Consider the following 26,193-nt stretch of genomic DNA (forward strand, 5'->3'; position numbering starts at 1 on the left):
AATTGACTAATCATGAAAAAAATAATATATAGTATTCTATCAATAATCACAATAAGCTTTAGCGCATGTGATATAGAAAGAAACCCGTATGATCAAATTGCAGTTGATGAGCTATTTAGCGATCCCGGATCTATAGAAACAGCAACGATAGGAAATTACGCCTTGTTAAAAGGAGATTCCGGTTATGATGGTTGGATTGATGCCTTGCACCGAATTTCTGAGTATGCAGGAGACAACATATCTCTTAGCGGAGGAACAACAGATCACCTGTTTTTCTTATATAACTACCAATCAATAACTACCAACGGAAGAGTAAATAACTTTTGGCGTAACTCATATAAAATTGTAGTAGGAACCAATGTAGTAATTGAAAAAATACAAGAAGGAGAATCTGATGATAAAGACCAATTGTTAGGAGAAAATTACTACCTGAGAGCTTTGGTATATTTTCAAATGGGAAATGTTTTTGGAAGACCCTACAATCAAGGAGGCGGTAACTTATCCATTCCTTTAAAATTATCTTCTGATACAGATGACAGACCTGCAAGAAACACGGTAGAAGAAGTATACAATCAAGTAATTAGTGATTTACAAAAAGCAGCATCGTTAATGAACCTGAATAAAGGTGCCTCTTTTGCTTCTAAAGAAGCCGCTCAAGCCTTGTTATCAAGAGTTTATTTATATATGGGAGATAATATTAAGGCAGAAGAGTATGCAAATAACGTAATAAACTCAGGAAGATATACCCTTTTACCAAGCGCTAAATTTGGAGGAATGAACAGGTTAACCCCTGTACAAAATGAAGAAGCTATTTTTGCGGTAACTCTAAACAGTAATTCTGATTTACTGGGGCAGTGGGACGATTGGTGGACCATTGGTTCTCTTTACGCACAAATAGACGGAACAGGATGGGGAGAAATGTATGCATCTAGTACTTATCTTAACCTGTTAAATGAATATCCGAATGATATAAGAAAATCATTTATAGAGCCTCAATACCTTAAAGATGCAAATGGTAACAAAATACCAGCGGTATATTGGGTAAAAGATACCGGTAACAGTTATGCATATCAATTTGCAAGAACAACAAACAACGGAGGTACCATTACTTTTGATTTTGATGGAGCTACTTACACATTAGAAACAGAAGTACAAAACGGAAAAACAACATACTATTTTAATGCACCGGGCGGGCGACAAGAGGTAACCTTTGACTTTGATATGGAGAAAAGAAACGGGTATCCTAAATTTTATATCCTAAAAGCATCGTTACAAGAAGATGACGTACATATGTGGTCTCCAATGGTGTCAAGATTGGCAGAAATGTATTTGAATAAAGCAGAATCGTTTGCTAAACGCGGAGCTAACCAGGCAGCTTTAGACAATATTAATGTATTAAGAGTAAGAGCAGGAGTACCTCAATATACCTTAACTAATTTACCTTCAGGGAAAACAGTATTAGACGTAGTGTTAGATGAAAGAAGATTAGAATTAGCTTTTGAAGGTCATAGAAGATATGATGTGTACAGAAATGGATATAGCATGTATAGAAGATATCCGGGAACACATTTAAACAATTCAAACCCGTTTTTTGAAATCCCCTCAGATCATTTAAGAGTGGTTGAATATATACCGGAACAACAAATTATTCTTCAATCATCCTTAGTGCAAAACCCATAATAGGTTTAATAGTAAGGAAAGACATTGATTTGTCTTTCCTTTTTCATGCATAATTAAAGGTCACCGTATTAGCAGATACAAGTTAAGAAACCACAAACCAAATAGTCATGAAGAAAATAAGAGTAATTAATTTTTTGATGTTTTTATCAATAAGCTTCACATTTTTCGGATGCGAAGTAGACAAAGTACTTTACCAACCTAAGCCTAAAGATAATGTGGCATTAGACCTTTCTGTGGTAATACCGGCAGGCTCTAATAGTTGGGTGGTAAATGAAGTATCGCGCAATAAAGATATTATATACGATACAGGAATTCATAATTGGACACAGATAACAGATGTAATCAGAACCTATTTTAAAACTGCAGGCTCAGGCATATTACATGTGGGATTAAAAGTAAAATCACCTGACGGAGCCTCTAAAATTAAAGTAACAGTAGGAGGCCAAACTAAAGAGGTAAGTATTAGTAATAGAAATTATGAAGTTGTTGAAGTAGGTAAATTTAACCTTACCAATTCAGGCTACCATTATGTAGAAATACAAGGAGTAGAAAAATCCGGAGCTTATATAGGAGATATAGAAGAAGTACTAATAGGAGGTCCGGCAGCAAGTTCAGTAAATTTTGTACCAACAAGCAATCATTATTTCGGAAGAAGAGGCCCATCAGTACATATGGGATATACCTCGCCTCAAGGAAAAAATGTACAATGGTTTTATAATGAAGTTACCGTGCCGGCAGGAGAAGATGTAGTAGGATCTTTTTTTATGGCAAACGGACATGCACAAGGGTACTTTGGAATGCAGGTAAACTCGGAAACAGAAAGACGAGTATTGTTCTCTATCTGGAGTGCTTATGAAACAGATAACCCTAATCAAATTCCGGATGAGTATAACGTAATAAATTTAGGAAACGGACAAGGGGTTACCGTACAAAACTTTGGAAACGAAGGCTCAGGTAAACAATGTATAAAAAGGTTTGATTGGAAAGCAGGAACTACCTATAAATTCTTATTGAAAGGAGAGCCTTCAGAAAATAACTCAACAGATTATACCGCATATTTTTACGCTCCGGAGGTAGGAGAGTGGCAATTAATAGCCAGTTTAAGAAGACCTAAAACATCTACTTACTTAAAAGGATTGCATTCCTTTTTAGAAAACTTTGTTACGGATACCGGATTTATGACAAGAGAAGTTAAATACGGAAATCAATGGGTGTACACTACCGATAATCAATGGAGTGAAATGACTCAGGGAAGATTTACGGCAGACGCTACTGCTACCAACAAAGATCGACTGGATTTTAACGGAGGAGTTTCTGGAAATACCTTTTTTCTTAAAAACTGCGGCTTCTTTAATGCGTCAACTACCCCCGGAACTACTTTTTCAAGAACAGCATCAAATGTTACACCTAATATCGACTTTTCAAAGATTGCCGAGTTAGATCCGCAAAACGGAGGCAACGGAGGCTCGGCCGTTGTAATAAAAGATAAAAGTTCATGGACCATTACAAATTTCAGTAGCCAAGAAGACGGAGGAGGAGAAGGAAATACAGGAAGAGCAGCAGATGTATTAGATAGTAATACAGATACGTATTGGCACTCTTGCTGGTCTTGTAACCCAATGGCAGCACACCCGCATCATATTACTATAGATACAGGTACAGAACAACAGATTGCCGGATTACAGTTTATACAAAGGCAAAACTTATCAAGAGCCATAAAAGACATAAAAATAGAAGTAAGTACAGATAATAACAATTGGACTTCTAAAGGAAGTTTTCAATTACAAAATGTTATTGAAGCACAAAACATAGATTTTAATACCCCCGTTTCTGTCAGATATATCAGAATAACTATAAGTTCTTCACACGATGGATCTCAATTTGCTTCCTTAGCAGAAGTAAATGCATACACCTATTAAGTTAATTATATTGTTTGAATTGTATGCCCTAATAAAGCCTTTGAATATCATTGTTTTTTGTGAATTCAAAGGTTTTATCCTGTGAAGTACTTACGGGTATAGATTAAGAAACAATTACAAATGGTATAAGTAAATATCCCCATATTTTTTTAGTAAAAACAAACCATTACAATGCATACGAACTTAGTAATATTAGCGGGAGGAGCTTCTTCCCGAATGAAAAAGGAAGCCATTTCCCAAGAATTATCTGAAGAAGAAATTAACCAAGCAAATAATAGAAGTAAAGGGCTTATTGGATTAGACACAGAAGGCAGGCCTCTTTTGGATTATTTGCTATACAATGCTCAAAAAACAGGATACGAAAACATATATATAGTAATAGGAGAAAATGGAACACTATTTAAAGAGTTTTATGGAAATAAAGACCAAGAGAACAACTTTCATGGTCTGTCTGTTTCTTTTGCAATACAAAAGATTCCTGAAAACAGAGTAAAACCATTCGGAACTGCAGATGCACTTTTTCAGGCAGTAACTCAATATCCGGAGTTAAACAATCAATATTATACGGTTTGTAATAGTGATAATTTATACTCTATTGAAGCTTTAATGGCTTTACGAAAAGTTACTTATGAAAATGCATTTATCAGTTATTCCAGAGATGCCTTAGCATTCCCTCCTGAAAGAATAGCCAGATTTGCTTTGGCAAAACTAAACGACAGTAATCAATTACTTAATATTATTGAAAAACCTCGGCCGGAAGAAATAGATGAGTTTAAAGATGCTTCCGGAAAATTACGCGTAAGTATGAATGCCTTTAAGTTTAACGGGGCTATGCTGTATCCATACTTAAAAAACTGTCCGGTAAACGAAGAAAGAGATGAAAAAGAATTACCAACGGCACTATTAAATATGTTAGAAGAACAACCGAATACGGTTTATGGAATTCCGTTTTCAGAACATGTTCCGGATTTAACAGCCAAAGAAGATATTGTGGTGGTTAAAGAATATCTAAAAAATAACTACAGAACAATTACTTGGTAAACATAAAAGCCAATTATTTATTAAGAAGCATATTCAACCATTTGTATAAAAATAATGTATGATTTCAGAGTCACCAACCATGAAAAAAGAAATTAACTACCAAAGAGCAGGGCAATTTGAAGAAACCAGATATGAAAAAATTCATAATGTAGTTTTCTATGATTCTAAAGAAGGATCACTTGCTGTAGCAAGAGAAATTGCTGATTTAATAAGAGCAAAACAAGCGGGAAATGAAAGTTGTGTTTTAGGTTTAGCAACAGGATCTTCACCTATTAAAGTTTATGAAGAGTTGGTTAGAATGCACAAAGAAGAAGAACTAAGTTTTTTTAATGTAATTACATTTAATCTGGATGAATATTACCCGATGGCAAAAGAAAACATGCAGAGCTATGACTATTTTATGCATGAGCATTTGTTTAATCATATAGATATTCTTGAAGAGAATATTAACATTCCGGACGGAACTATTGAGGTTGAAGATATATACCAATATTGTATAGATTATGAGCTAAAAATTAAAAGTGTAGGAGGTATTGATTTTCAGTTGCTAGGTATTGGCAGAACAGGGCATGTTGGTTTTAACGAACCCGGATCACATTATAATTCAGGAACCCGAATTATAACATTAGACCATCTTACCAGAGCCGATGCAGCTTCTGATTTTTTAGGAATAGACAATGTGCCAAGAAAAGCAATTACTATGGGAATTGCCACAGTAAGATCAGCTAAAAGAATAGTATTGTTAGGCTGGGGGCAACACAAGGCCTCTATTTTAAAGCAAACTATTGAAGGAAGTATTTCTTCGGAGGTTCCGGCTACTTATTTACAAGAACATAACAATACCACTTTTGTATTAGATACCGAAGCGGCTTCTGAACTAACACGTAACAAAACCCCTTGGTTGGTAGGTGTTTCAGAATGGACTCCCGAGTTGAGAAATAAGGCAATTATTTGGCTTTGTGAAACAACACAAAAAAGTATTTTAAGTTTAACCGACAAAGATTATAATGATTACGGAATGTCTGGATTATTGGCATTAGAAGGTTCAGCTTACGACTTGAATATTAAAATGTTTAATAAATTACAACGTACTATTACAGGGTGGCCGGGAGGAAAGCCTAACTCAACAGATACTAACAGACCTGAGCGAGCAACGCCTAGCTGTAAAAGAGTCATTATTTTTAGTCCGCATCCGGATGATGATGTAATTTCTATGGGAGGTACTTTAGACCGATTGGTAGAGCAAGGACATGAAGTACATGTAGTATATCAAACCTCAGGAAATATAGCAGTTTCTGATGAAGAAGCACTGAAGTTTGCCGAAATAGCACAAGAATTGGGCGCAATGAGAGCTCAAAATATCATACATGATTTACATGTAAAAAAAGAAAACACAGCAGATACTGTTGAGGTAAGAAAATTAAAAGGACTTATTAGAAGAGGTGAATCTTTTGGAGCAACAAGATATTTAGGAGTGAAAGATGTTAATGTTCATTTTTTAGACCTTCCTTTTTATGAAACCGGAAAGGTTAAAAAGAATGATTTATCTGATGAAGATATAGCTATAATGTGCGCAATTATAAAAAAGATTGCACCGCATCAAATATATGCTGCGGGAGACTTAGCTGACCCTCACGGAACACACAAGGTATGTTTAGATGCTTTGTTTGAAGCTTTAGAAAAACTAAAAAAAGAACCTTATATGGAGCACTGTTGGGTGTGGTTGTATAGAGGAGCTTGGCATGAATGGGATATCTATGAAATAGAAATGGCTGTACCTATGAGTCCTGACCAAGTATTAAAAAAACGCCATGCTGTTTTTTACCATCAATCACAAAAAGATGGAGTAATGTTTCAAGGAGAAGATTCAAGAGAATTTTGGATGCGAGCAGAAGAAAGAAATAGAAGCACAGCTAAGAAATATCAAACTTTAGGATTAGCAGATTATGCTGCTATGGAAGCTTTTGTTAGGTACTATTTTATATAAGTAGAAGAAAGTATATAACAAGAATACGATGAGCAGATTTGCTATAATTTATGTGAGTTGGAGGCTTAGATCCTTTCTAAAACTCCTTTTTTATATGATTTACCAATGGGTAATTTGGTGTTGTTATTTAATAGTAATTGATTACCGTTATAAGTTTAAGGTGGTTAAGATTAATAATGAACGATTTGTGAATTCGTAAAAATTGGTTTGGAAGATAATCAAGACAACTTGTTATAAGAAATTTATCAGAAGTAGAAAAAAAGTTAATTAAAATAAAAAAAACACTGAAAGCCTTGAGGTTTTCAGTGTTTTACTATAACTCATTTTTAATAAGTTTGTCGGGGTGGCAGGATTCGAACCTGCGACCTCCTGGTCCCAAACCAGGCGCGATAACCGGGCTACGCTACACCCCGAATATTTTCGGTGTGCAAATATATAAAAAAAAATGAAATACAAATAGAAAAAATAAAAGAATGTAATATTTTTCTTCTTTATCGACTAATAGCCAAAATATATATAGCAAAGAGGATAAAAAGTAAAAATAAACTACATTTGTAGTCAATAATATATTTAAATATGGCTGAAAAAATAAAATGTTTGATTATAGGTTCAGGACCTGCCGGATATACAGCTGCAATTTATGCTGCCAGAGCAGATATGAAACCGGTTATGTATACAGGAATGCAAATGGGAGGGCAATTAACAACAACTACTGAAGTTGATAATTTTCCGGGCTACCCTAATGGTACTGATGGTACGGCAATGATGGAAGACTTAAAAAACCAAGCGGAAAGGTTTGGTACAGATGTACGCTTTGGAATGGTTACCAAAGTCGAATTTTCTAATAAAGAAGGAGGTATTCATAAAGTAACTGTAGATGAATCTATTGAAATTGAAGCACAAACAGTAATTATTTCTACCGGAGCAACCGCAAAGTATTTGGGTATTGAAAGCGAACAACGATTAATAGGTGGTGGAGTTTCAGCATGTGCTACTTGTGACGGCTTTTTCTATAAAGGACAAGATGTAGTAGTAGTAGGAGCAGGTGATACGGCTGCTGAAGAAGCTACTTATTTAGCTAATATTTGTAATAAAGTTACTATGTTAGTGCGTAAAGACTATATGAGAGCTTCAAAAGCTATGCAACATAGAGTAAGCAGAACCAAAAACTTAGAAGTATTATTTAATACTGAAATTGATGAGGTTTTAGGCGATAATGTTGTTGAAGGTGTTAGAGCAATAAACAATCAAACCGGAGAAAAAACAGATATACCGGTTACAGGAGTTTTTATAGCTATAGGACATAAGCCTAATACTGATTTGTTCAAAGGAGTATTAGATATGGATGAAACCGGATATTTAATCACAAAAGGAAAATCTACAAAAACTAATTTACCGGGAGTTTTTGCTGCTGGAGATGTACAAGATAAAGAATATCGTCAAGCAGTAACAGCGGCAGGTACGGGATGTATGGCAGCTTTAGATGCAGAAAGATATTTAGGAGCTTTAGAATAGGCTTAGCATTAAGATAAATAAAAAAGGAGATTGTTTAACAATCTCCTTTTTTATTTATTCCTGTACTAATCTCGATTAATAATATGAAAATTCTTCCTGTATAGGTTCCGTTTCAAGTACAGCTACTACATCTTCAATAAATTCATCAATTTGCTTTTTAGTTACATTAGGCATACAAATAATATGCGTAACACTATCTTCAGTAGCTAACTGCCATTTATTTTTAATGCTTTCAGGCATTTTAGGAAGAACAACTGTTATCGCTCCGGGGTTAGTCCAAGCATTAATTCCGATTTTTAAGAGTTCTTGTTTACAATATTGCGCTACTTCTAAACTAGATAAATATCTCGCTTTTAATCCGTCTATTCCCATTTTCTGAATTGCATACCATAAGAACAAAGGACTATGACCATTTCGTGATCCGGTTATAGTAGTGTCTAAAGAACCGATATACGAAATACCTTTAGAAACACGGTCTCTTAAAGAACGTTTAGTAATAATAACTCCGGCCGGAATAGGAGAGCCTATAAATTTATGACCGCTAATTGCAATACTGTCAGCACCATCTATAAAATCGAAAGGAATTTTTGGTTCTACAAAAGCTCCAAAAGACCCTGCTAAAGCTCCATCGCAATGAATGTAATGATCTTGAATAGCTAATCTTTTTAAAATGTTTTTTACTTTAGAAACATCATCTTTAGCCTCCTTCATAGTTGTTCCATAGGTAGTTAATATAATAGCAGGCTTATGTCTGTTAAATTTTAATGTTTCCTCTAAATCGGTATAATCTATTTCGCCATTTTCCTGAGACCTTATAACAATACTTGGAATGTTTAACAAATGGATGTTTTTCTTTACACTATAATGCGTAGATTCAGAATAATAAACCATGGCTTTCGGATACATTTCTCTGGCAATATATAAACCATATAAATTACTTTCTGATCCGCCATTAGTAACATATCCCCAATAATCTTTTGGGTTAGCTCTGAATAATTTTGCAAAAAAATCTACAACTTCACGTTCTAATTCGTGTGTTTGTACTTTATAAGTACTATTTTCAAAAGGATCGCCCAGGTTGTTTATAGGATATTGTAAAAAATCATATAATTCTGAATAGTCAAAATCTTTAGAAACCGGATATCCTAGGAAAGAATCTCTGGCCTCTTTTACCTTGATTAACAATTCTTGTAAACGATTTTCAGTTGCCGGGTTATATTTCATGTTAAAAACAATTTATTGTTACGGCAAATTTACTATTTATTAGAAAATATATCTTTATATTTGATTTGATAAGAAAATAAATCTTTTAAGAGGTTTGTTGTAGATAAATATTACTATTTAAGAAGTGTTTGTCTTATAAATTTAGAAAAAGGTTCTTTTATGGATATAGTTGATAGAAAAATATTAATGGAATTGCAGCAAAATGCTAAACAAAATACCAAAGAAATAGCTACAAAAGTGGGCCTAACTGTTACCCCTACTTATGAACGGATAAAAAAACTTGAACAGAACGGATTGGTAAAAAAATACGTGGCTTTACTTGATAGAAATTTAATAGGAAAACATATCATAGCTTATTGTCAAATAACATTGTATAAGCATCAGAAAGAATTAATAGATGTTTTTAAGAAAAGTATTTTAGGATTACCGGAAGTAATGGAATGCCATCACGTATCCGGTAATTTTGATTTTTTAATTAAAGTAGCTGTTGAAGATATGAACCAATTTCAAGAGTTTATAAATGAAAGACTTTCTGTAGTTGAAGGAATTTCAACTATTCATAGTTCATTTGTTATGAATTCGTATAAAAACACTACAGTTTTTCCTTTATAAAAAACTTATTTTTTATACTTTTTTGCATAATCATCTAGTTTTTGTTTTTCTCTTGGAGTAAGACTATTTACGCCTTTTTTGTTAATTTTTTCCAATAAGGCATCAAACTCATTCTGATCCATAATTTTTTGCTCACTATACCTATCATCAATAGTTTGGCTTTTTTTTACAGATTTGAATGGATTTTCAAGAAGTGAAAAGTTGGGTTTAATAACAACAAATACAATAAAAATTAAAGTTGGGATTAATGTTAAAATAATAGGAAGGAAATTTTGAACAACAGCTTGTGGTACAATAGCTATAGCTGTTAACATTCCTAAAATGGCTCCTCCTAAATGAGCTTCATGCCCTATATTATCATTGTTAGATTTGATTCCGTATAAAGAATAACCAACATACAACAGTCCGAACAACCAACTAGGAATACCAATAGGTAGAAAAAATAAACCAATACGAATACCCGGAAATAAAGCTATGGCTGCAAAAATAACACCGCTAACGGCACCGGAAGCTCCTACGGCACTATAGTATCCGTTATTTTTATGAATAATTAAGGCAAATAAGTTTCCTGCTAATAAACTTACAAAGTAAATAAGTGAAAAATAAAACGGACCAAGTTGATATTCTAAAATAGAACTGAAAGAATAAAAACTAAACATATTGAATAAAAGATGCGTCCAGTTTACATGTAAAAAACCAGAAGTTAACATTCGTTCATATTCTTTGTTGATAAGAATTCTGTTAACCTGAAATTTATATTTATTAAAAAACTTCCAGTTCTCAAATCCTTGATATGAGAATAAAGCATTAGCAATAATTATAAGCAAACTGATGGTTCCTATTTTTGTCATTATGTAGTAAAATGTTCTGTATTGATAAGAGCTTGCAAGATAAAAGAAAAAAGACCGTTAAAAATTAATTTAACGATCTTTTAAACAAACAACTAAATTCTAAAACCTATAAAAGTTGAAGAAGATTGTTAGCTCTAATGAGCAATATTATTAGAAGCAGTAAGCATTTTCTGCGTTCATTTTATCAGCTATTTGAGTACGTAAAGCAACTACATTTGGCATGTTAGCGTATTTGGTAAAACGCTTTAATCCCATTAATAACATACGTTGTTCATCACCCTCAGCAAATGAAACAATACCTTCTTTAGCTTTAGAAGTAATGGTTTCAATAGCGTTAAATAAGTTTAATTTAGCCATTGCTATTTGTATAGCCTGAGCATCTTCACCAAAACGTTTTGCGTTTTTCTCTGTTCTTAAAATAGTACTTTCAGCCATGTAGATTTCAATTAAAATGTCTGATGCAGCCATTAGTAACTGTTGGTGTTGCTCTAACTCCGGTCCGAATTTTTGAATAGCTGAACCGGCAACCATTAAGAATACTTTCTTTAATTTTCCAAGAATTTCTTTTTCTTCAGAGAATAACTCAGAATAATCTGGAGTATCAAAAGAAGGAATCCCCATTAATTCATCAGCAACAGCCATAGCCGGTTCTAATAAATTTACGTGTCCTTTCATGGCTTTTTTAACTAACATTCCAACAGATAACATACGGTTGATTTCGTTAGTACCTTCGTAAATACGAGAAATACGAGCATCTCTCCATGCAGATTCCATTGGTGTTTCTTCAGAGAATCCCATTCCTCCGAAAATTTGGATTCCTTCATCTGTACATTTTTGTACATCTTCAGAAACTTTTACTTTTAAGATTGAACATTCAATAGCATATTCTTCTACACCTTTTAACTCCGCATCTTGATGCGAGTTTCCTTCAGCCATACGAATAGCAATTCTATCTTCAATATTTTTAGCAGCACGATAAGCAGCAGATTCACCTACGTAACAAGCCGTAGCCATTTCAGCTAATTTAGCCTTAATAGCTCCGAAGTTAGCTATTGGAGTTTTAAATTGTACACGCTCATTAGCATATTTAACACCTTCAGTAATTACACGACGTTGTGCATCTAAACAAGCAGCAGCTAATTTAATACGTCCTACGTTTAGGGCATTCATGGCAATTTTAAATCCACCACCACGCTCAGATAGCATATTCTCAACAGGAACTACTGTGTCGTTAAAGAATACCTGACGAGTAGAAGATGAACGAATACCTAATTTGTGTTCTTCTTCTCCTAAAGTAATTCCGTTAGGGTTACTTCTATCAAACTCTACAATAAAACCTGTAATGTTTTTATCATTTTCAATACGAGCAAAAACGATGAAGATTTCAGCAAAACCAGCGTTAGAAATCCACATTTTTTGTCCGTTAATCTTGTACGATTTTCCGTCTTCAGATAAAGTAGCCGTTGTTTTACCTGAATTAGCATCTGATCCTGCTCCTGGTTCTGTTAAACAGTAAGCCCCGAATTTTTGACCCGTAGCTAAAGCTGGAACATATTTTTTCTTTTGCTCTTCTGTACCGTATAATGTAATTGGCATTGTACCAATACCTGTATGCGCTCCAAAAGCAGTTGCTACAGATCCGGTAGCTCCTGAAATATAATCACAAACTAACATGGTAGATACAAACCCCATGTTTAATCCATCATACTCTTCAGGTACAGAAACGCCTAAAAACCCTAATTCACCGGCTTTACGCATAACTTCTTCTGTTAATGCATAATCTTTAGCTTCAAATTTTGGTTTGTTTGGCCAAATTTCTCTATCAACAAACTCTTTTACAGAGTCACGCATCATCATTTGCTCTTCAGAGAAATCTTCAGGAGTAAACACATCTTCACATTTAGTTTCTTTAACTAAAAATTGCCCTCCTCTTAATATATCTTTATTTAATTCTGACATAATTTGTAGATTTTAGTATTCAGTAATTAGCTTTTGATAGCTTACTACTTTATATTTTATTATATATTTTTATTAGAAGAGTAGAAGTAAAACCTCACTACTCACTACTTATATCTTTTTTGTTAACTAAGAAATTCAAAAATACCAGCTGCTCCTTGTCCGGTTCCTACACACATGGTAACCATTCCGTATTTATTATTTAGGTTACGCTTACGCATTTCATCAAATAATTGAACAGATAACTTACCTCCGGTACATCCAAGTGGATGACCTAAAGCAATTGCTCCTCCATTCACATTAATAATTTCAGGGTTTAAGTTTAACTCTCTAATTACTGCTAATGATTGAGAAGCAAATGCTTCATTTAATTCAATTAATTCAACATGATTTTGCTGTAAACCAGCTTGTTTTAAAGCCTTAGGAATAGCAGCTACCGGACCAATTCCCATAATACGAGGAGGTACCCCCGCCGCAGCATAACTAACCATACGAGCTATAGGTTCAAGATTTAACTCTTTTACCATATCTTCACTCATTACCATAACAAAAGCAGCTCCATCACTTGTTTGTGAAGAGTTACCGGCTGTTACAGAACCATTAGCAGCAAAAACAGGACGTAATTTTGCTAAGGCCTCAACAGTAGTACCTCTACGAGGTCCTTCGTCTTTAGTAACGGTATAATTTCTTGTAGCACGTTTTCCGTTTTCTCCAATAAAGGTTTCTTCAACATCGATTGGTGCTATTTGATCTTGAAAACGATTTTCATCTAAAGCTTTTAACGCTTTCATGTGAGATTCGTAGGCAAAAATATCTTGATCTTCACGAGATATATTATATTGTTGAGCAACAGCTTCTGCTGTATTTCCCATTCCCCAATAATAATCTTCATGACCTGCATTTACAATATCGTAGTTCAATTCAGGTTTAAATCCTGTCATAGGTACAGAACTCATACTTTCAGTACCACCGGCTATAATACAATTAGCCATACCTGATTGTATTTTGGCTACAGCCATACCGATAGTTTCTAAACCTGAAGAACAAAATCTGTTAACAGTAACACCCGGAACATCTACCGTATTTAATCCGATTAAAGAAATAATACGAGCCATATTTAATCCTTGTGAACCTTCAGGCATAGCATTACCAACAATAACATCGTCTATACGAGTTACATCAAACTCAGGCAACTTGTCCATCATATACTTAATGGTTTCAGCTGCTAGTTCATCGGCTCTTTTAAATCTGAACACACCTTTTTTAGATTTACCTACGGCGGTTCTATATCCTTTTACTATATATGCTGTTTTCATACTTTTAAGTTTTTAGTGTTTAGTTTTAAGTTTTTTAGTGATGAGTAACTTATCACTTACAACTGAAAACTAATAACTCGCAACGCTTAGTTACGAAGTGGTTTACCGGTTTTTAACATGTGCTGAATACGTTCTAAAGTTTTACGCTCAGTAGCTAAACTTAAGAAAGCTTCACGTTCAAGATCTAATAAATACTGTTCAGTAACCTTAGTTGGCTCTGATAAGTCTCCACCGGCCATAACATAAGCTAATTTGTTAGCTATCTTTTGGTCGTGTTCAGAAATATATTGAGAAGCATTCATAGCATCTGTTCCTACTAAGAACATACCTAAAGCTTGCTTACCTAAAACTAATACATCTTTACGTTTTACAGGTTGTGTATAACCGGCTTCAGCTAATAATACTGCGTGTTTTTTAGCTTCTGCTATTTGACGGTCTTTGTTTACCACAACAATATCTTTCCCTTTTTGTAACAGGTTTAAGTCGTAAGCCTCATAGGCTGATGTTGCCACTTTAGCCATACCAATAGTTAAGAAGTGTTCTTGTAAAACATTTAATTGAACATCTCCTTGGTGGAATAAATCCTGAGCTCTTAAAGCCATTTCTTTAGATCCACCACCACCAGGTATTACTCCAACTCCAAATTCTACCAATCCAATATATGTTTCAGCAGCAGCAACCACTTTATCAGCATGAAGTGATAATTCACATCCACCACCTAAAGTCATTCCGTGAGGAGCAGCAATTGTTGGAATAGATGAATAACGCATACGCATCATGGTATCTTGGAAGTATTTGATAGCCATGTTTAGTTCATCATACTCTTGCTCAACAGCCATCATGAAAATCATTCCAATATTAGCTCCTACAGAGAAATTAGCGGCTTGGTTACCAACTACTAATCCTTGGAAATCTTTTTCAGCTAAATCAATAGCTTTGTTTAATCCGGCTAAAACATCACCACCAATCGTGTTCATTTTCGATTGGAATTCGCAGTTTAAGATTCCATCACCTAAATCTTCAATAACAACTCCGGAGTTTTTAAATACCTCTTTTGTTTTACGAATATTATCTAAAATGATGAAAGCATCCTGCCCTGGTTTCTTAACTTGTTGTTTAGACGTTACATCATAATAGTAAGTAGCCCCTTCTTTTACTGTATAAAAAGAAGTTTCTCCATTACTTACCATTTCAGTTACCCAAGCAGCCGGTGCTAAACCTTCAGCTTTCATTAACTCGATACCTTTTTCAACACCTACAGCATCCCAAATTTCAAACGGACCATTTTCCCATCCGAAACCTGCTTTCATGGCATCGTCTATACGATATAATTCATCAGAAATTTCAGGAATTCTATTTTGAACATAAGCAAACATGGCTGCAAAGTTTTTACGATAGAATTCTCCGGCTTTATCTTTTCCGCCAACTAACACTTTAAATCGGTCAATTGGTTTGTCAATAGTTTTTGTTAATTCAAGAGTAGCGAACTTAGCACTTTTCTTAGGACGATATTCCATCGTGTCTAAGTCTAATGATAAAATTTCTTTACCTTCTTTTTTATAAAATCCTTGTCCGGTTTTACTTCCTAACCATTTATTTTCCATCATGGTAGAAATGAAGCTTGGCAATTTAAATAATTCATGAGCTTCATCATTAGGACAGTTTTGGTAAATACCATTAGCAACATGTACTAAGGTGTCTAATCCAACAACATCAACTGTACGGAATGTTGCTGATTTTGGACGACCAATTACCGGCCCTGTTAATTTATCTACTTCTTCAATGGTTAAACCTAATTCTTTTACTTGATGAAATAAAGACTGGATTCCGAAAATACCAATACGGTTACCAATAAATGCAGGAGTATCTTTAGCTAAAACAGAAGTTTTTCCTAAAAATTTAGATCCGTATTCCATTAAGAAGTCAACTACCTCTTGTTTGCAATCCGGCCCCGGAACAACTTCAAAAAGTTTTAAATAACGAGGAGGGTTAAAGAAGTGGGTAACCGCAAAATGCTTACGGAAGTCTTCACTTCTTCCTTCATTCATAAATTTAATTGGAATACCTGATGTGTTAGTTGAAACGATAGTACCCGGAGTACGGAACTTTTCAATTTTTTCAAAAACACTTTGTTTAATATCAAGACGCTCAACAACTACTTCCATAACCCAGTCAACGTCTTTAATTTTATGTAAATCGTCTTCTAGGTTACCTGTTGTAATTCGGTTTGCAAATTTTTGATTGTAAATAGGGGATGGTTTTGACTTTAAAGAAGCCGTCAAAGCATCATTTACTAAACGATTACGTACTACTTTGTCTTCTAGTGTTAACCCTTTTGCTTTTTCTATGTCGTTAAGTTCTCGGGGAATAATATCTAATAATAATACCTCAACGCCAATGTTAGCAAAATGACATGCAATACCCGATCCCATGATTCCAGAACCGATAATCGCTACTTTTTTAATTCTTCTTGTCATTTGTTTTGTTGTTTTTTATACAGCTTTGTTGTTGATATCGCCATAATCGTATATCAACTTATCTGTAATAAGTTTATTTATAGTTTCAGTTACTTTAAAGAAATTGTCTAGCTCTTTTTCTGTAATATACTCTCTTACTTTGTTGTTAAATTGATATACGTGTCCTTTAGAAACTTTACGCATCTCTTTACCAAAATCTGTCAGTTTTATAATTACACTTCTACCATCATTTGGGTTCTTTTCTCGGCATACTAACCCTTTATCTTCCATTGTTTTTAATAGTCGAGAAAGACTTGTAGGTTCCATTCCCATTAAGGGACCTAAAGAGGTTGAAGGTGTTCCTTCCACGAAATCAATATTTAGTAAAGCAAAAGCTGTAGCCATAGTACTATTATGCTTGGCTGCCTGCTCATTATACATTTTAGCAACGGCTTGCCATGTGGCTCTAAGCTGATGATCTATTGATTTATTTTTATCCATACTGCGTCAAATATATAAAAAAATATTATGCATGCATAATAAATGATAAAAAAATTATGCACGCATAGCTTTTCTTAATTTTTGCTTAACATTTGACTGATGGGATTATAACTATATAGGTATATAGATGTAACAAATGGTGAATGTAATATACTAATTAAACTATAAAAATATGTAAGTTTGTCATGGCTTAATTTAAAAATAGCAATAAATCAACTAAAAAATAAATGAGTAACTTGTTAGAAATTAATAATGTAGTTAAACGCTATGGAGATTATACTGCATTAAATAATGTTTCCTTGCAAATTCCTAAAGGAAGCGTATTTGGTTTACTTGGACCTAATGGCGCAGGAAAAACTTCACTTATTCGAATAATTAATCAAATAACGATTCCGGATAGCGGTTCAGTATTTTTAGATGGAGAAGCTTTGGCTCCTCATCACGTTGAATATATTGGTTATTTGCCTGAGGAAAGAGGATTGTATAAAAGTATGAAGGTAGGTGAACAAGCTTTGTATTTAGCACAATTAAAAGGACTTTCAAAAGCTGAAGCTAAAAAACGCCTTAAATATTGGTTTGATAAATTTGATATAGGTGCTTGGTGGGGTAAGAAAATTGAAGAACTATCTAAAGGAATGGCTCAGAAAGTACAATTTATAGTTACCGTACTACACCAACCAAAGTTGTTAATTTTTGACGAACCTTTTTCAGGATTTGATCCAATTAATGCGCAATTGATAGCAAAAGAAATTTTACAATTAAGAGAAGAAGGAGCTACCATTATTTTCTCTACCCATAGAATGGAGAGCGTTGAAGAAATGTGTGATTATATAGCCTTAATTAACAAGTCTAATAAAATATTAGATGGTAAATTGGTAGATATTAAAAGAGAGTTTAGAACGCATACGTTTCAGGTAGGTATTAATACCAATAATCCGTTAGAGGTTGAACATGAATTGAAAGAAAAATTTACTGTTACTCCTTCTGATTTTACTACGCTTAACGGAGGATTAAGATTAAATATAAAGTTAAAAGAAACACATTCTCCTAATGACTTATTATCATTTTTAACAGCCAAAGGAGAAGTGCACCATTTTGTAGAGTTAATTCCAAGCGCCAATGATATTTTTATTCAGGCAGTAAATAAAAACAGTTAGTCTTATGAAAAAATTACGATTAATTATTGAACGTGAATTTATTGCTAAGGTTAGGAATAAATCATTTATCATTATGACCTTTTTAAGCCCGATAATAATGATTGGAATGGGCTTTTTGGTTTTCTTTTTAATGAAAAAGAATGACGAAAAGGTAAAAAATATAGTATTTGTAGATGAATCGGGTATTTTTAATGAAGATGTATTTGAAGATACTAAAACAATTAAATATCAAGATTTTACCAAGCTTGGTCTTGAAGAATCCAAAAACAAAGTAAAAAACGGTGATTTTTACGGTGTTTTATATATTCCGAAACAAGACAGTTTGGAAGTTTTAGCAAGAACTATTGAGTTTTATTCAAAAGACTCACCAAGTATGACGGTAATGGGAACATTAGAAGCTAAGATTGATAAAAAAATACGTAACGAAAAACTTACCCGATTTGGAATTGATTTAAGTCATATTAAAGAATCAAGAATTTCTTCAGATATTAAAATGTATGATTTTTCAGGAGAAAAATCTTCTAAATTAAAAAATGGCCTTAAAATAGGAGTAGGCGCCATAGCCGGGTATTTGCTAATGATGTTTGTTATGATTTACGGTACATCGGTAATGCGAAGTGTTATTGAAGAAAAAACCAGTAGAATTATAGAAGTAATAGTTTCTTCAGTTAAACCTTTTCAATTAATGATGGGGAAAATTATAGGTAATGCCTCAGCAGGATTACTACAATTTTTAATTTGGGGAATTTTATTTTTAGTATTCAGTGCTATTGCTTCAGCAGTATTTGGTATTAGTGTAATGGATATGCAGTCAGCAAAAATTTCTCCGGAGCAAATGGAAGCAATGCAACAAGCTACTACTGGAAAAGGAGAAATGATTTTACAAGAGTTTTTTAAATTACCCTTATTAAAACTGTTTTTATTATTCATTTTTTACTTTTTAGGAGGCTATATGTTGTATAGTTCATTGTTTGCAGCTGTTGGTGCGGCGGTTGATAATGAAACAGATACACAGCAATTTATGATGCCTATTATGTTGCCGTTAATTTTAGCAGTATATGTAGGTTTTGCCACTGTTGTTAATGATCCACACGGCCCAATATCAGTTATTTTTTCGTATATTCCGTTTACCTCACCAATAGTAATGTTAATGAGAGTTCCTTTTGGAGTTGCCTGGTGGGAGGTAGTAATATCAATGGTACTGTTGGTGGCTACATTTTTATTAATAGTTTGGGTAGCAGCCAAAATTTATAGAGTAGGAATTTTATCTTACGGAAAGAAACCTACCTATAAAGATTTATGGAAATGGTTACGTTATAGTGGGTAATTAATTTTTTATGAAAGAAATTATAAAACAAATAACTGATTTTTTAAATTATAGAATACCTATAGGTGGTAAGGACGTTGAACTAACCGTAAAAACGATCTTATTTTTAATAGTTGGATTACTTCTTGTTAAAATATTATTGAAATACCTTAAGGTTCTTGCAAAGAGTAAATTAGAAAAAGAGGACAAGAATAAGTTTGATACCATTTTTTCGTTTACCAGCTGGTTAGCTTATTTAGTGGTTTTTTCAGTAGCTTTAAGCTCAGCAGGAGTTAATTTAAGTGCAATTTTAGTAGCGTCTTCTGCCTTATTAATTGGTATTGGTTTGGCATTACAAACCTTTTTTCAAGATATTATTTCCGGAGTTTTTATAATTCTTGATAAAAGTGTACATGTAGGTGATATTATAGAGATTGATGGTAAAGTAGGGAGAGTTGAAGAAATAAAATTACGAACAACCAGAGCCGTAACTATTGATAATAAAGTTTTAGTAATTCCTAATCATAAGTATTTATCGAATAGTTTATATAACTGGACGCAAAATGGAACGGTAACTCGTGAAAGCGTTAAAGTAGGGGTTGCTTATGGTAGTGATGTTGAGTTAGTGAAAAAACTATTGTTAAGAGCTGCTAAAGAACACCCTAAAGTATTAGAATATCCTACTCCTACGGTTATTTTTGAAAACTTTGGAGACAGTGCGTTGGAGTTTAAATTAGTTTTCACTATTAATGATAGTTTTCAAGCTATAATACCGCAAAGTGAAATACGTTTTAAAATTAATAGTCTATTTAAAGAGCATAATATTAGCATTCCATTTCCACAAAGGGATATACATATTATCAAAAACTAGTAATATAAAAAAGTATAAAAGAGGTCGTTTATTTAAACGACCTCTTTTATTGTAAATTATACTCATAAATGATAAAAAAGGTAAGTTTTCAGAAAGATTAAATTTCTGTACTTTTATAGAATAAAGGTTTACCTGTAAAATAGCTATTATATGGCATGAAGTATGATAGTTTGAAAAACTAAACACATAACAATTAATTTTCTTCTCGAAGAAAAGTAAGAATTTACATATGAATACAATATTAATTATAGAAGACGAAGCGGCAATTCGTAGAGTACTTAAAAAAATTATTTCTGAAGAAAATGAAGCTTATGAAGTTGAAGAAGCGGAAGATGGTTTATCAGGAATAGAAATGATAAAAGAAAAAGATTATGATTTAGTACTTTGTGATATAAAAATGCCTAAAATGGATGGGGTTGAGGTTCTTGAAAAAGCTAAGAAGATAAAACCGGAAATTCCTATTGTTATGATTTCCGGGCATGGTGATTTAGATACAGCTGTAAATACAATGCGACTGGGAGCTTTTGATTATATATCAAAACCACCGGATTTAAATCGTTTATTAAATACGGTTAGAAACGCATTAGATAGAAAAGAATTGGTAATCGAAAATAAACGATTAAAGAAAAAAGTGAGTAAAAACTATGAGATGATAGGTGATAGTGAGGCAATTGCTCATATTAAAGGAATTATAGAAAAGGTAGCAGCTACAGATGCACGAGTTTTAATTACCGGACCTAATGGTTCCGGGAAAGAGTTGGTAGCACATTGGTTACACGAAAAATCTGAAAGAGTAAAAGCACCAATGATTGAGGTTAACTGTGCTGCAATTCCTTCTGAGTTAATAGAAAGTGAGCTGTTTGGTCATGTAAAAGGAAGTTTTACAGGAGCTAATAAAGACAGGGCAGGAAAATTTGAAGCCGCCAATGGAGGAACTATTTTTTTAGATGAAATAGGAGATATGAGTTTGCCGGCTCAAGCTAAAGTGTTAAGAGCTTTACAAGAGAATAAAATTTCACGTGTAGGATCTGATAAAGATATTAAAGTGAATGTTCGTGTGGTTGCTGCAACTAACAAAGATTTAAAAACTGAAATTGAGGAAGGACGTTTTCGTGAAGATTTGTACCATCGTTTAGCTGTAATTTTAATTAAAGTACCTGCCTTAAATGAACGTAGAGATGATATTCCTTTATTGGTTAACTTTTTTGCTGATAAAATAGCTGAGGAACAAGGTACTTCTAAAAAAGATTTTTCTGATGAAGCAATAAAATTACTTCAAGAATATGATTGGACCGGTAATATAAGAGAGTTGAGAAACGTTGTTGAACGTTTAATGATTCTTGGTGAAAAAACCGTTTCGGAAAATGATGTAAAGTTATTTGCCAGTAAATAAAAAATAAGTCATTCTGAATGAAAATTTATAGCTTCATTCAGAATGACTTTATATAAAATTAAGCTAAATCATATCTGTCAGCATTCATTACTTTTACCCAAGTATTTACAAAGTCTTTTACAAACTTTTCTTTATTATCATCCTGAGCATATACTTCAGCATAAGAACGAAGTATAGAGTTTGAACCGAATATTAAATCCGTTCTGGTTGCTGTCCATTTAGTTTCACCACTTTTTCTATCAACAATATTATAAAGGTTTTCTCCGGTAGGTTTCCAAGAATATCTCATATCTGTTAAATTTACAAAGAAATCATTACTTAAAACGCCTTCTTTTTCTGTAAATACGCCATGTTTAGTACCTCCGTAATTGGTTCCTAATACACGCATTCCTCCAACTAAAACAGTCATTTCAGGAGCTGTTAACCCCATAAGTTGAGTTTTATCCAATAATAACTCTTCAGGTTTTACAGCGTAGTTTTTCTTTTGCCAATTTCTATATCCGTCATGTAAAGGTTCTAATACTTCAAAAGATTCTATATCTGTCATTTCAGCAGTAGCATCACCTCTTCCGGGAGTAAAAGGAACTTTAATATCAAAACCACCTTCCTGAGCAGCTTTTTCAATGGCGGCACTACCTCCTAAAATAATCAAGTCAGCAATACTTACTTTTTTGCTTAATCCTGATTGAATCTCAGTTAGTTTATCAAGTACTTTTTTTAATCTTGTAGGTTCATTGCCTTCCCAATCTTTTTGAGGAGCTAAACGAATACGAGCACCGTTAGCACCTCCTCTAAAATCTGAACCTCTATAGGTACGTGCACTATCCCAGGCTGTATTGATTAATTCTGTACGAGTAAGCCCGCTATTTAATAACTTTTCTTTTAACTCTTCAATTTCATCATTACTCAAAGTGTACTCAACAGTTGGAACCGGATCTTGCCAAATAAGAGTTTCTTTCGGTACATCAGCACCTAGATAGCGGGTGTTAGGTCCTAAGTCACGGTGAGTTAATTTAAACCAAGCTCTAGCAAAAGCATCTTCAAAAGATGCGGGATCGTTATAGAATTTTTCTGAGATTTTTCTGTATTCAGGATCCATTTTCATAGCCATGTCAGCATCGGTCATGATAGGATTTCTTTTTACGCTAGGGTTGTGAGCATCTACAGGTTTATCAGCCTCATCCATACTGACAGGTTCCCATTGCCACGCACCGGCAGGACTTTTCTTTAATTCCCATTCGTGATTCAATAATAGATGGAAATATGTGTGATTCCATCTGTCAGGAGTTGTTGTCCAAGCACCTTCTAAACCACTTGTTACAGTATCAGCCGCATTTCCGTTTCCTTTAGGGTTCATCCAGCCAAAACCTTGATCTTGAATTTCTGCTCCTTCAGGACTTTGACCTAGAGCTCCTGCATCACCATTACCATGTGCTTTTCCAACAGTATGTCCACCAGCAGTTAAAGCAACAGTTTCTTCATCGTTCATTGCCATACGCTTAAAAGTTTCTCTAACATCTTGTGCAGTTCTTAACGGGTCAGGTTTACCGTCAACACCTTCCGGGTTTACATAAATTAATCCCATCATTACAGCTGCTAAAGGGTTTTCTAATTCACGGTCACCAGAATAACGAGTGCCTTCACTACCAGTTGGAGCAAGCCATTCTTTTTCTGATCCCCAGTAAATATCTTTTTCAGGATGCCAAATATCTTCACGTCCTCCTGCAAAGCCAAAAGTTTTGAATCCCATTGACTCGTAAGCCATGTTACCAGCTAAAATTATAAGGTCGGCCCAAGAAAGTTTATTTCCGTATTTTTTCTTGATTGGCCATAACAAACGTCTGGCTTTATCAAGGTTACCGTTATCAGGCCAGCTGTTTAAAGGTGCAAAACGTTGATTTCCTGTGTTACTACCTCCTCTACCATCGGCAACTCTATAAGTACCGGCTGCGTGCCAAGCCATTCTAATCATAAGTCCACCATAATGTCCCCAGTCTGCAGGCCACCAGTCTTGGCTATCGGTCATTAATTTTTTCAAATCATTTTTAACAGCTTCAAGGTCTAGTTTTTTAAACTTTTCAGCATAGTTGAATTTTTCACCTAGTGGATTTGTTTTAGTGTCATGTTGGTGTAATATGTCTAAATTTAATGATTTAGGCCACCAATCCATAACATTGTTGTGCGTTTCGGTATTAGCACCATGCATAAAAGGACATTTTCCGTTTTTGCTTGTTGAATGTGGATTTACATCTTTCATTTTTCTTGTTTTATGAGGTTAGAATTGTTACAAAGGTATTACAAAGCTTTGGATAATTTTTATCTATAATTTTTATTTCAAAATAACTAAAACTTATTAAAAATCTATCTTATAAAGATATTGTTTTGTTAATTAAGTTGTTATAATTGTGTATTTGAAATATTGATGAAGTATAGTTTTAGGTATTGATTATTTCTATTAGGCTATAAAAAAATATTTTTAGTTTTACTCTTTAAAAACTATTAAACAGAATACATTTGCCACTGTTTTTTAAATAGTACATATTAATTATTAATTCTTAAAATAAAATAAAAAGATGGCTACATTAGTTGGTAAAAAATTTCCAAATTTAAACGTTGACGCAATGAACGAAATGGGTGATACGTTTAAATTAAATGTCTTAGAAGAGGCAGTTAACAATAACAAAAAAGTAGTGTTATTTTGGTATCCAAAAGATTTTACTTTTGTGTGTCCTACTGAATTACACGCTTTTCAAGCTGCTTTGCCAGAGTTTGAAAAAAGAAATACAATTGTAATCGGAGCTTCATGTGATACTCCGGAAGTACATTTTGCTTGGTTAAATCAATCTAAAGATAACGGAGGAATTGAAGGCGTTACGTATCCGTTATTAGCTGATAGTAACCGTAACTTATCTTCAGTATTAGGTATTTTAGATATTACTAATGAAACATATGATGAGGCTACAGGAACTGTTCAAGTTGAAGGAGATAATGTAACTTACAGAGCTACTTATTTAATTGATGAAGAAGGTACAGTTTTTCATGAAGGAGTTAACCACATGCCGGTTGGACGTAATGTAAACGAATACTTACGTTTAATAGATGCTTATACACACGTACAAGAAAAAGGTGAAGTATGTCCTGCTAACTGGGAGGAAGGAAAAGAAGCTATGCAACCAAATGCTAAAGCTACTGCAGAATATTTAGCTGCTAACTAAAATAACAAAAAGTTCGTGTTTGTTTAACCGAACACGAACTTTTCTCCTATTGATGCTAGGAAAGAGTATTTTCTTTTGAGTCTTCTCTAAATATATTAAAAAATTAAAATCATGTTACAAGAATTAAGTCAGGACAATTTAGCACAAGTTGTTTCCGATACTAAAACTGTTGTTGTTCAATTTTCAGCTACTTGGTGTGGAAATTGTAGAATAATGAAACCAAAATTTAAAAAGCTAGCTTCTGAAAATGAAGGTGTTTTATTTATCGTTGCTGATGCTGAGAAGTTTCCGGAAAGTAGAAAATTAGCTAATGTTGACAACCTACCTACGTTTGCAACCTTTGTAGATGGAAAATTCGTTAATCAGGTTCAAACGAATAAGTTTGAGGTTTTAAGAGAGTTGGTAGACGAAATATTATAAATAGCTTATGAAATTACCTATTATTAAACATTTAACTTCTTTTATAGAAGAAAATGATCAGGATTATGTGTTGGAAACAATTGAAACACTTGAAGCTTTAACAGAAGTACCTTCGTTAAAAGATGAAGAGCTTGATGTGATAGGAGAGTTGATTTCCAATATGTACGGAGCTGTTGAGGTAGCAAAAATGATTAAAGATGGTACACCTAAAAAAGAAGCTTTAAACAATTTTATGCAACGTGTTTTAGGTTCGATTGACCAATAGTTTTTGTACAAAAAAAATAAATCCCGAACATTTTAATGCTCGGGATTTTTAATAAGTGTTTAGAAACGTATTGTTCTGTTTTTAGTCTCTTGGGGTAGACTTTGTTGTTATAACATTGTTTTGATCAATGCTTATTTCGTAATCGGTACAAAAAGCCATGTTAACGGTTTTAACTACCTCGCTATTATCTTTTAAAACAATAGTATATGTAATTTCTCCCGGTGCATAACTTGTGTAGCTAGAAGAATTTCCCGGGTCAATATTGTTAATATTTTCGGTGTTTCCTCCGGTAGTTTTAATTTGAACACTTACTTTGTCAGCTCCATTATTATTTACTCTAGCTCGGGGATTTTCATTATCACAACCTGAACAGCTATTTAATGACATAGCTAAAAATAAAGCTGAAGATAATACTGCTAATTTTTTAAAGAATTTCATAATATTTCTGATTTAATGTTAATACTAACTTATGCTAAAATAAGTTTTCTACTCTTTTAACCAAATTTTA

The 26,193-nt window shown here is 33.5% G+C and carries 21 protein-coding genes and 1 tRNA gene; 13 read left to right on the top strand and 9 right to left on the bottom strand.

Going from position 1 to position 26,193, the window contains the following annotated elements:
- Positions 1–12 precede the first annotated feature (12 nt).
- The 4 genes from ACQY1Q_RS11460 to nagB all read left to right on the top strand — a co-directional run bounded on the left by ACQY1Q_RS11460 (position 13) and on the right by nagB (position 6,627).
- Complete coding sequence (locus ACQY1Q_RS11460) at positions 13–1,680, top strand: RagB/SusD family nutrient uptake outer membrane protein (protein ID WP_431005459.1); 1,668 nt, start codon at positions 13–15, stop codon at positions 1,678–1,680.
- Between the two features lie 107 nt (positions 1,681–1,787).
- Positions 1,788–3,599, top strand: coding sequence for a DUF3472 domain-containing protein (locus ACQY1Q_RS11465; protein WP_431005460.1), 1,812 nt, complete (start codon positions 1,788–1,790; stop codon positions 3,597–3,599).
- 171 nt (positions 3,600–3,770) lie between these two features.
- Complete coding sequence (locus tag ACQY1Q_RS11470) at positions 3,771–4,640, top strand: sugar phosphate nucleotidyltransferase (RefSeq protein ID WP_431005461.1); 870 nt, start codon at positions 3,771–3,773, stop codon at positions 4,638–4,640.
- Between the two features lie 58 nt (positions 4,641–4,698).
- On the top strand, positions 4,699–6,627 hold the full coding sequence (gene nagB / locus ACQY1Q_RS11475) for a glucosamine-6-phosphate deaminase (RefSeq protein WP_431005462.1): 1,929 nt from the start codon (positions 4,699–4,701) through the stop codon (positions 6,625–6,627).
- Positions 6,628–6,965: 338 nt separating this feature from the next.
- Here nagB and ACQY1Q_RS11480 read toward each other — a convergent pair.
- Positions 6,966–7,040 (bottom strand) — tRNA-Pro (locus tag ACQY1Q_RS11480).
- A 163-nt stretch (positions 7,041–7,203) separates the two neighbouring features.
- Between ACQY1Q_RS11480 and trxB the strand changes: the two genes are divergently transcribed.
- The gene (gene trxB / locus ACQY1Q_RS11485; protein WP_431005463.1) at positions 7,204–8,142 is read left to right on the top strand and encodes a thioredoxin-disulfide reductase; all 939 of its coding nucleotides are present in this window, start codon (positions 7,204–7,206) and stop codon (positions 8,140–8,142) included.
- Positions 8,143–8,217: 75 nt separating this feature from the next.
- Here the strand turns inward: trxB and ACQY1Q_RS11490 are convergent, their stop codons facing one another.
- Positions 8,218–9,366: a histidine decarboxylase gene (locus ACQY1Q_RS11490; RefSeq protein WP_431005464.1), complete on the bottom strand. Its 1,149-nt coding sequence runs from the start codon at positions 9,364–9,366 to the stop codon at positions 8,218–8,220.
- 159 nt (positions 9,367–9,525) lie between these two features.
- Here ACQY1Q_RS11490 and ACQY1Q_RS11495 point away from each other — a divergent pair, with 159 nt between their 5' ends.
- Positions 9,526–9,978, top strand: coding sequence for an Lrp/AsnC family transcriptional regulator (locus ACQY1Q_RS11495; RefSeq protein ID WP_431005465.1), 453 nt, complete (start codon positions 9,526–9,528; stop codon positions 9,976–9,978).
- 5 nt (positions 9,979–9,983) lie between these two features.
- On the opposite strand, the gene ACQY1Q_RS11500 is transcribed toward ACQY1Q_RS11495, so the two are convergent.
- From ACQY1Q_RS11500 to ACQY1Q_RS11520, 5 genes are all read right to left on the bottom strand, one after another.
- Positions 9,984–10,829 carry a rhomboid family intramembrane serine protease gene (locus ACQY1Q_RS11500; RefSeq protein WP_431005466.1) on the bottom strand — a complete coding sequence of 282 codons (846 nt, stop codon included), beginning with the start codon at positions 10,827–10,829 and terminating at the stop codon, positions 9,984–9,986.
- A 150-nt stretch (positions 10,830–10,979) separates the two neighbouring features.
- A complete protein-coding gene (locus ACQY1Q_RS11505) occupies positions 10,980–12,788 on the bottom strand; it encodes an acyl-CoA dehydrogenase family protein (RefSeq protein WP_431005467.1) in 1,809 nt (602 codons plus the stop codon).
- Positions 12,789–12,910: 122 nt separating this feature from the next.
- Positions 12,911–14,101, bottom strand: a complete 1,191-nt coding sequence (locus ACQY1Q_RS11510) for an acetyl-CoA C-acyltransferase (RefSeq protein WP_431005468.1) — start codon at positions 14,099–14,101, stop codon at positions 12,911–12,913.
- 86 nt (positions 14,102–14,187) lie between these two features.
- Positions 14,188–16,578, bottom strand: a complete 2,391-nt coding sequence (locus ACQY1Q_RS11515; RefSeq protein ID WP_431005469.1) for a 3-hydroxyacyl-CoA dehydrogenase NAD-binding domain-containing protein — start codon at positions 16,576–16,578, stop codon at positions 14,188–14,190.
- 15 nt (positions 16,579–16,593) lie between these two features.
- Positions 16,594–17,058: a MarR family winged helix-turn-helix transcriptional regulator gene (locus ACQY1Q_RS11520; RefSeq protein WP_431005470.1), complete on the bottom strand. Its 465-nt coding sequence runs from the start codon at positions 17,056–17,058 to the stop codon at positions 16,594–16,596.
- A 227-nt stretch (positions 17,059–17,285) separates the two neighbouring features.
- Between ACQY1Q_RS11520 and ACQY1Q_RS11525 the strand changes: the two genes are divergently transcribed.
- The 4 genes from ACQY1Q_RS11525 (at position 17,286) to ACQY1Q_RS11540 (ending at position 21,785) form a co-directional block, all read left to right on the top strand.
- On the top strand, positions 17,286–18,215 hold the full coding sequence (locus tag ACQY1Q_RS11525; RefSeq protein ID WP_431005471.1) for an ABC transporter ATP-binding protein: 930 nt from the start codon (positions 17,286–17,288) through the stop codon (positions 18,213–18,215).
- 4 nt (positions 18,216–18,219) lie between these two features.
- Positions 18,220–19,542 (top strand): ABC transporter permease, encoded by a 1,323-nt coding sequence (locus ACQY1Q_RS11530; protein WP_431005472.1) that lies wholly within the window; start codon positions 18,220–18,222, stop codon positions 19,540–19,542.
- A gap of 10 nt (positions 19,543–19,552) precedes the next feature.
- Positions 19,553–20,392: a mechanosensitive ion channel family protein gene (locus tag ACQY1Q_RS11535; protein WP_431005473.1), complete on the top strand. Its 840-nt coding sequence runs from the start codon at positions 19,553–19,555 to the stop codon at positions 20,390–20,392.
- 229 nt (positions 20,393–20,621) lie between these two features.
- On the top strand, positions 20,622–21,785 hold the full coding sequence (locus tag ACQY1Q_RS11540; RefSeq protein WP_431005474.1) for a sigma-54-dependent transcriptional regulator: 1,164 nt from the start codon (positions 20,622–20,624) through the stop codon (positions 21,783–21,785).
- Between the two features lie 58 nt (positions 21,786–21,843).
- Here the strand turns inward: ACQY1Q_RS11540 and katG are convergent, their stop codons facing one another.
- Positions 21,844–24,042, bottom strand: coding sequence for a catalase/peroxidase HPI (gene katG / locus ACQY1Q_RS11545; RefSeq protein ID WP_431005475.1), 2,199 nt, complete (start codon positions 24,040–24,042; stop codon positions 21,844–21,846).
- A 316-nt stretch (positions 24,043–24,358) separates the two neighbouring features.
- On the opposite strand from katG, the gene ACQY1Q_RS11550 reads away from it, so the two are divergent.
- The 3 genes from ACQY1Q_RS11550 to ACQY1Q_RS11560 all read left to right on the top strand — a co-directional run bounded on the left by ACQY1Q_RS11550 (position 24,359) and on the right by ACQY1Q_RS11560 (position 25,685).
- A complete protein-coding gene (locus tag ACQY1Q_RS11550) occupies positions 24,359–25,000 on the top strand; it encodes a peroxiredoxin (protein WP_431005476.1) in 642 nt (213 codons plus the stop codon).
- A gap of 111 nt (positions 25,001–25,111) precedes the next feature.
- Positions 25,112–25,420, top strand: a complete 309-nt coding sequence (locus ACQY1Q_RS11555; RefSeq protein ID WP_431005477.1) for a thioredoxin family protein — start codon at positions 25,112–25,114, stop codon at positions 25,418–25,420.
- 7 nt (positions 25,421–25,427) lie between these two features.
- Positions 25,428–25,685: a DUF6952 family protein gene (locus tag ACQY1Q_RS11560; protein WP_431005478.1), complete on the top strand. Its 258-nt coding sequence runs from the start codon at positions 25,428–25,430 to the stop codon at positions 25,683–25,685.
- Positions 25,686–25,766: 81 nt separating this feature from the next.
- On the opposite strand, the gene ACQY1Q_RS11565 is transcribed toward ACQY1Q_RS11560, so the two are convergent.
- The gene (locus ACQY1Q_RS11565; RefSeq protein WP_431005479.1) at positions 25,767–26,123 is read right to left on the bottom strand and encodes a hypothetical protein; all 357 of its coding nucleotides are present in this window, start codon (positions 26,121–26,123) and stop codon (positions 25,767–25,769) included.
- Positions 26,124–26,193 lie beyond the last annotated feature (70 nt).

Origin of the sequence: Tenacibaculum sp. TC6, assembly GCF_050606265.1 — a bacterium.
Lineage (GTDB): Bacteria > Bacteroidota > Bacteroidia > Flavobacteriales > Flavobacteriaceae > Polaribacter.

What these genes read in the sequence shown, in the direction of transcription:
- ACQY1Q_RS11525 (WP_431005471.1), top strand. Translation starts at nt 17,286, where the DNA reads ATGAGTAACTTGTTAGAAATTAATAATGTAGTTAAACGCTATGGAGAT.
- ACQY1Q_RS11495 (WP_431005465.1), top strand. Translation starts at nt 9,526, where the DNA reads ATGGATATAGTTGATAGAAAAATATTAATGGAATTGCAGCAAAATGCT.
- ACQY1Q_RS11550 (WP_431005476.1), top strand. Translation starts at nt 24,359, where the DNA reads ATGGCTACATTAGTTGGTAAAAAATTTCCAAATTTAAACGTTGACGCA.
- ACQY1Q_RS11470 (WP_431005461.1), top strand. Translation starts at nt 3,771, where the DNA reads ATGCATACGAACTTAGTAATATTAGCGGGAGGAGCTTCTTCCCGAATG.
- katG (WP_431005475.1), bottom strand. Translation starts at nt 24,042, where the DNA reads ATGAAAGATGTAAATCCACATTCAACAAGCAAAAACGGAAAATGTCCT.
- ACQY1Q_RS11500 (WP_431005466.1), bottom strand. Translation starts at nt 10,829, where the DNA reads ATGACAAAAATAGGAACCATCAGTTTGCTTATAATTATTGCTAATGCT.
- ACQY1Q_RS11540 (WP_431005474.1), top strand. Translation starts at nt 20,622, where the DNA reads ATGAATACAATATTAATTATAGAAGACGAAGCGGCAATTCGTAGAGTA.
- ACQY1Q_RS11505 (WP_431005467.1), bottom strand. Translation starts at nt 12,788, where the DNA reads ATGTCAGAATTAAATAAAGATATATTAAGAGGAGGGCAATTTTTAGTT.
- ACQY1Q_RS11490 (WP_431005464.1), bottom strand. Translation starts at nt 9,366, where the DNA reads ATGAAATATAACCCGGCAACTGAAAATCGTTTACAAGAATTGTTAATC.
- ACQY1Q_RS11555 (WP_431005477.1), top strand. Translation starts at nt 25,112, where the DNA reads ATGTTACAAGAATTAAGTCAGGACAATTTAGCACAAGTTGTTTCCGAT.
- ACQY1Q_RS11515 (WP_431005469.1), bottom strand. Translation starts at nt 16,578, where the DNA reads ATGACAAGAAGAATTAAAAAAGTAGCGATTATCGGTTCTGGAATCATG.
- trxB (WP_431005463.1), top strand. Translation starts at nt 7,204, where the DNA reads ATGGCTGAAAAAATAAAATGTTTGATTATAGGTTCAGGACCTGCCGGA.
- ACQY1Q_RS11520 (WP_431005470.1), bottom strand. Translation starts at nt 17,058, where the DNA reads ATGGATAAAAATAAATCAATAGATCATCAGCTTAGAGCCACATGGCAA.
- ACQY1Q_RS11565 (WP_431005479.1), bottom strand. Translation starts at nt 26,123, where the DNA reads ATGAAATTCTTTAAAAAATTAGCAGTATTATCTTCAGCTTTATTTTTA.
- ACQY1Q_RS11560 (WP_431005478.1), top strand. Translation starts at nt 25,428, where the DNA reads ATGAAATTACCTATTATTAAACATTTAACTTCTTTTATAGAAGAAAAT.
- ACQY1Q_RS11535 (WP_431005473.1), top strand. Translation starts at nt 19,553, where the DNA reads ATGAAAGAAATTATAAAACAAATAACTGATTTTTTAAATTATAGAATA.
- nagB (WP_431005462.1), top strand. Translation starts at nt 4,699, where the DNA reads ATGATTTCAGAGTCACCAACCATGAAAAAAGAAATTAACTACCAAAGA.
- ACQY1Q_RS11460 (WP_431005459.1), top strand. Translation starts at nt 13, where the DNA reads ATGAAAAAAATAATATATAGTATTCTATCAATAATCACAATAAGCTTT.
- ACQY1Q_RS11510 (WP_431005468.1), bottom strand. Translation starts at nt 14,101, where the DNA reads ATGAAAACAGCATATATAGTAAAAGGATATAGAACCGCCGTAGGTAAA.
- ACQY1Q_RS11465 (WP_431005460.1), top strand. Translation starts at nt 1,788, where the DNA reads ATGAAGAAAATAAGAGTAATTAATTTTTTGATGTTTTTATCAATAAGC.
- ACQY1Q_RS11530 (WP_431005472.1), top strand. Translation starts at nt 18,220, where the DNA reads ATGAAAAAATTACGATTAATTATTGAACGTGAATTTATTGCTAAGGTT.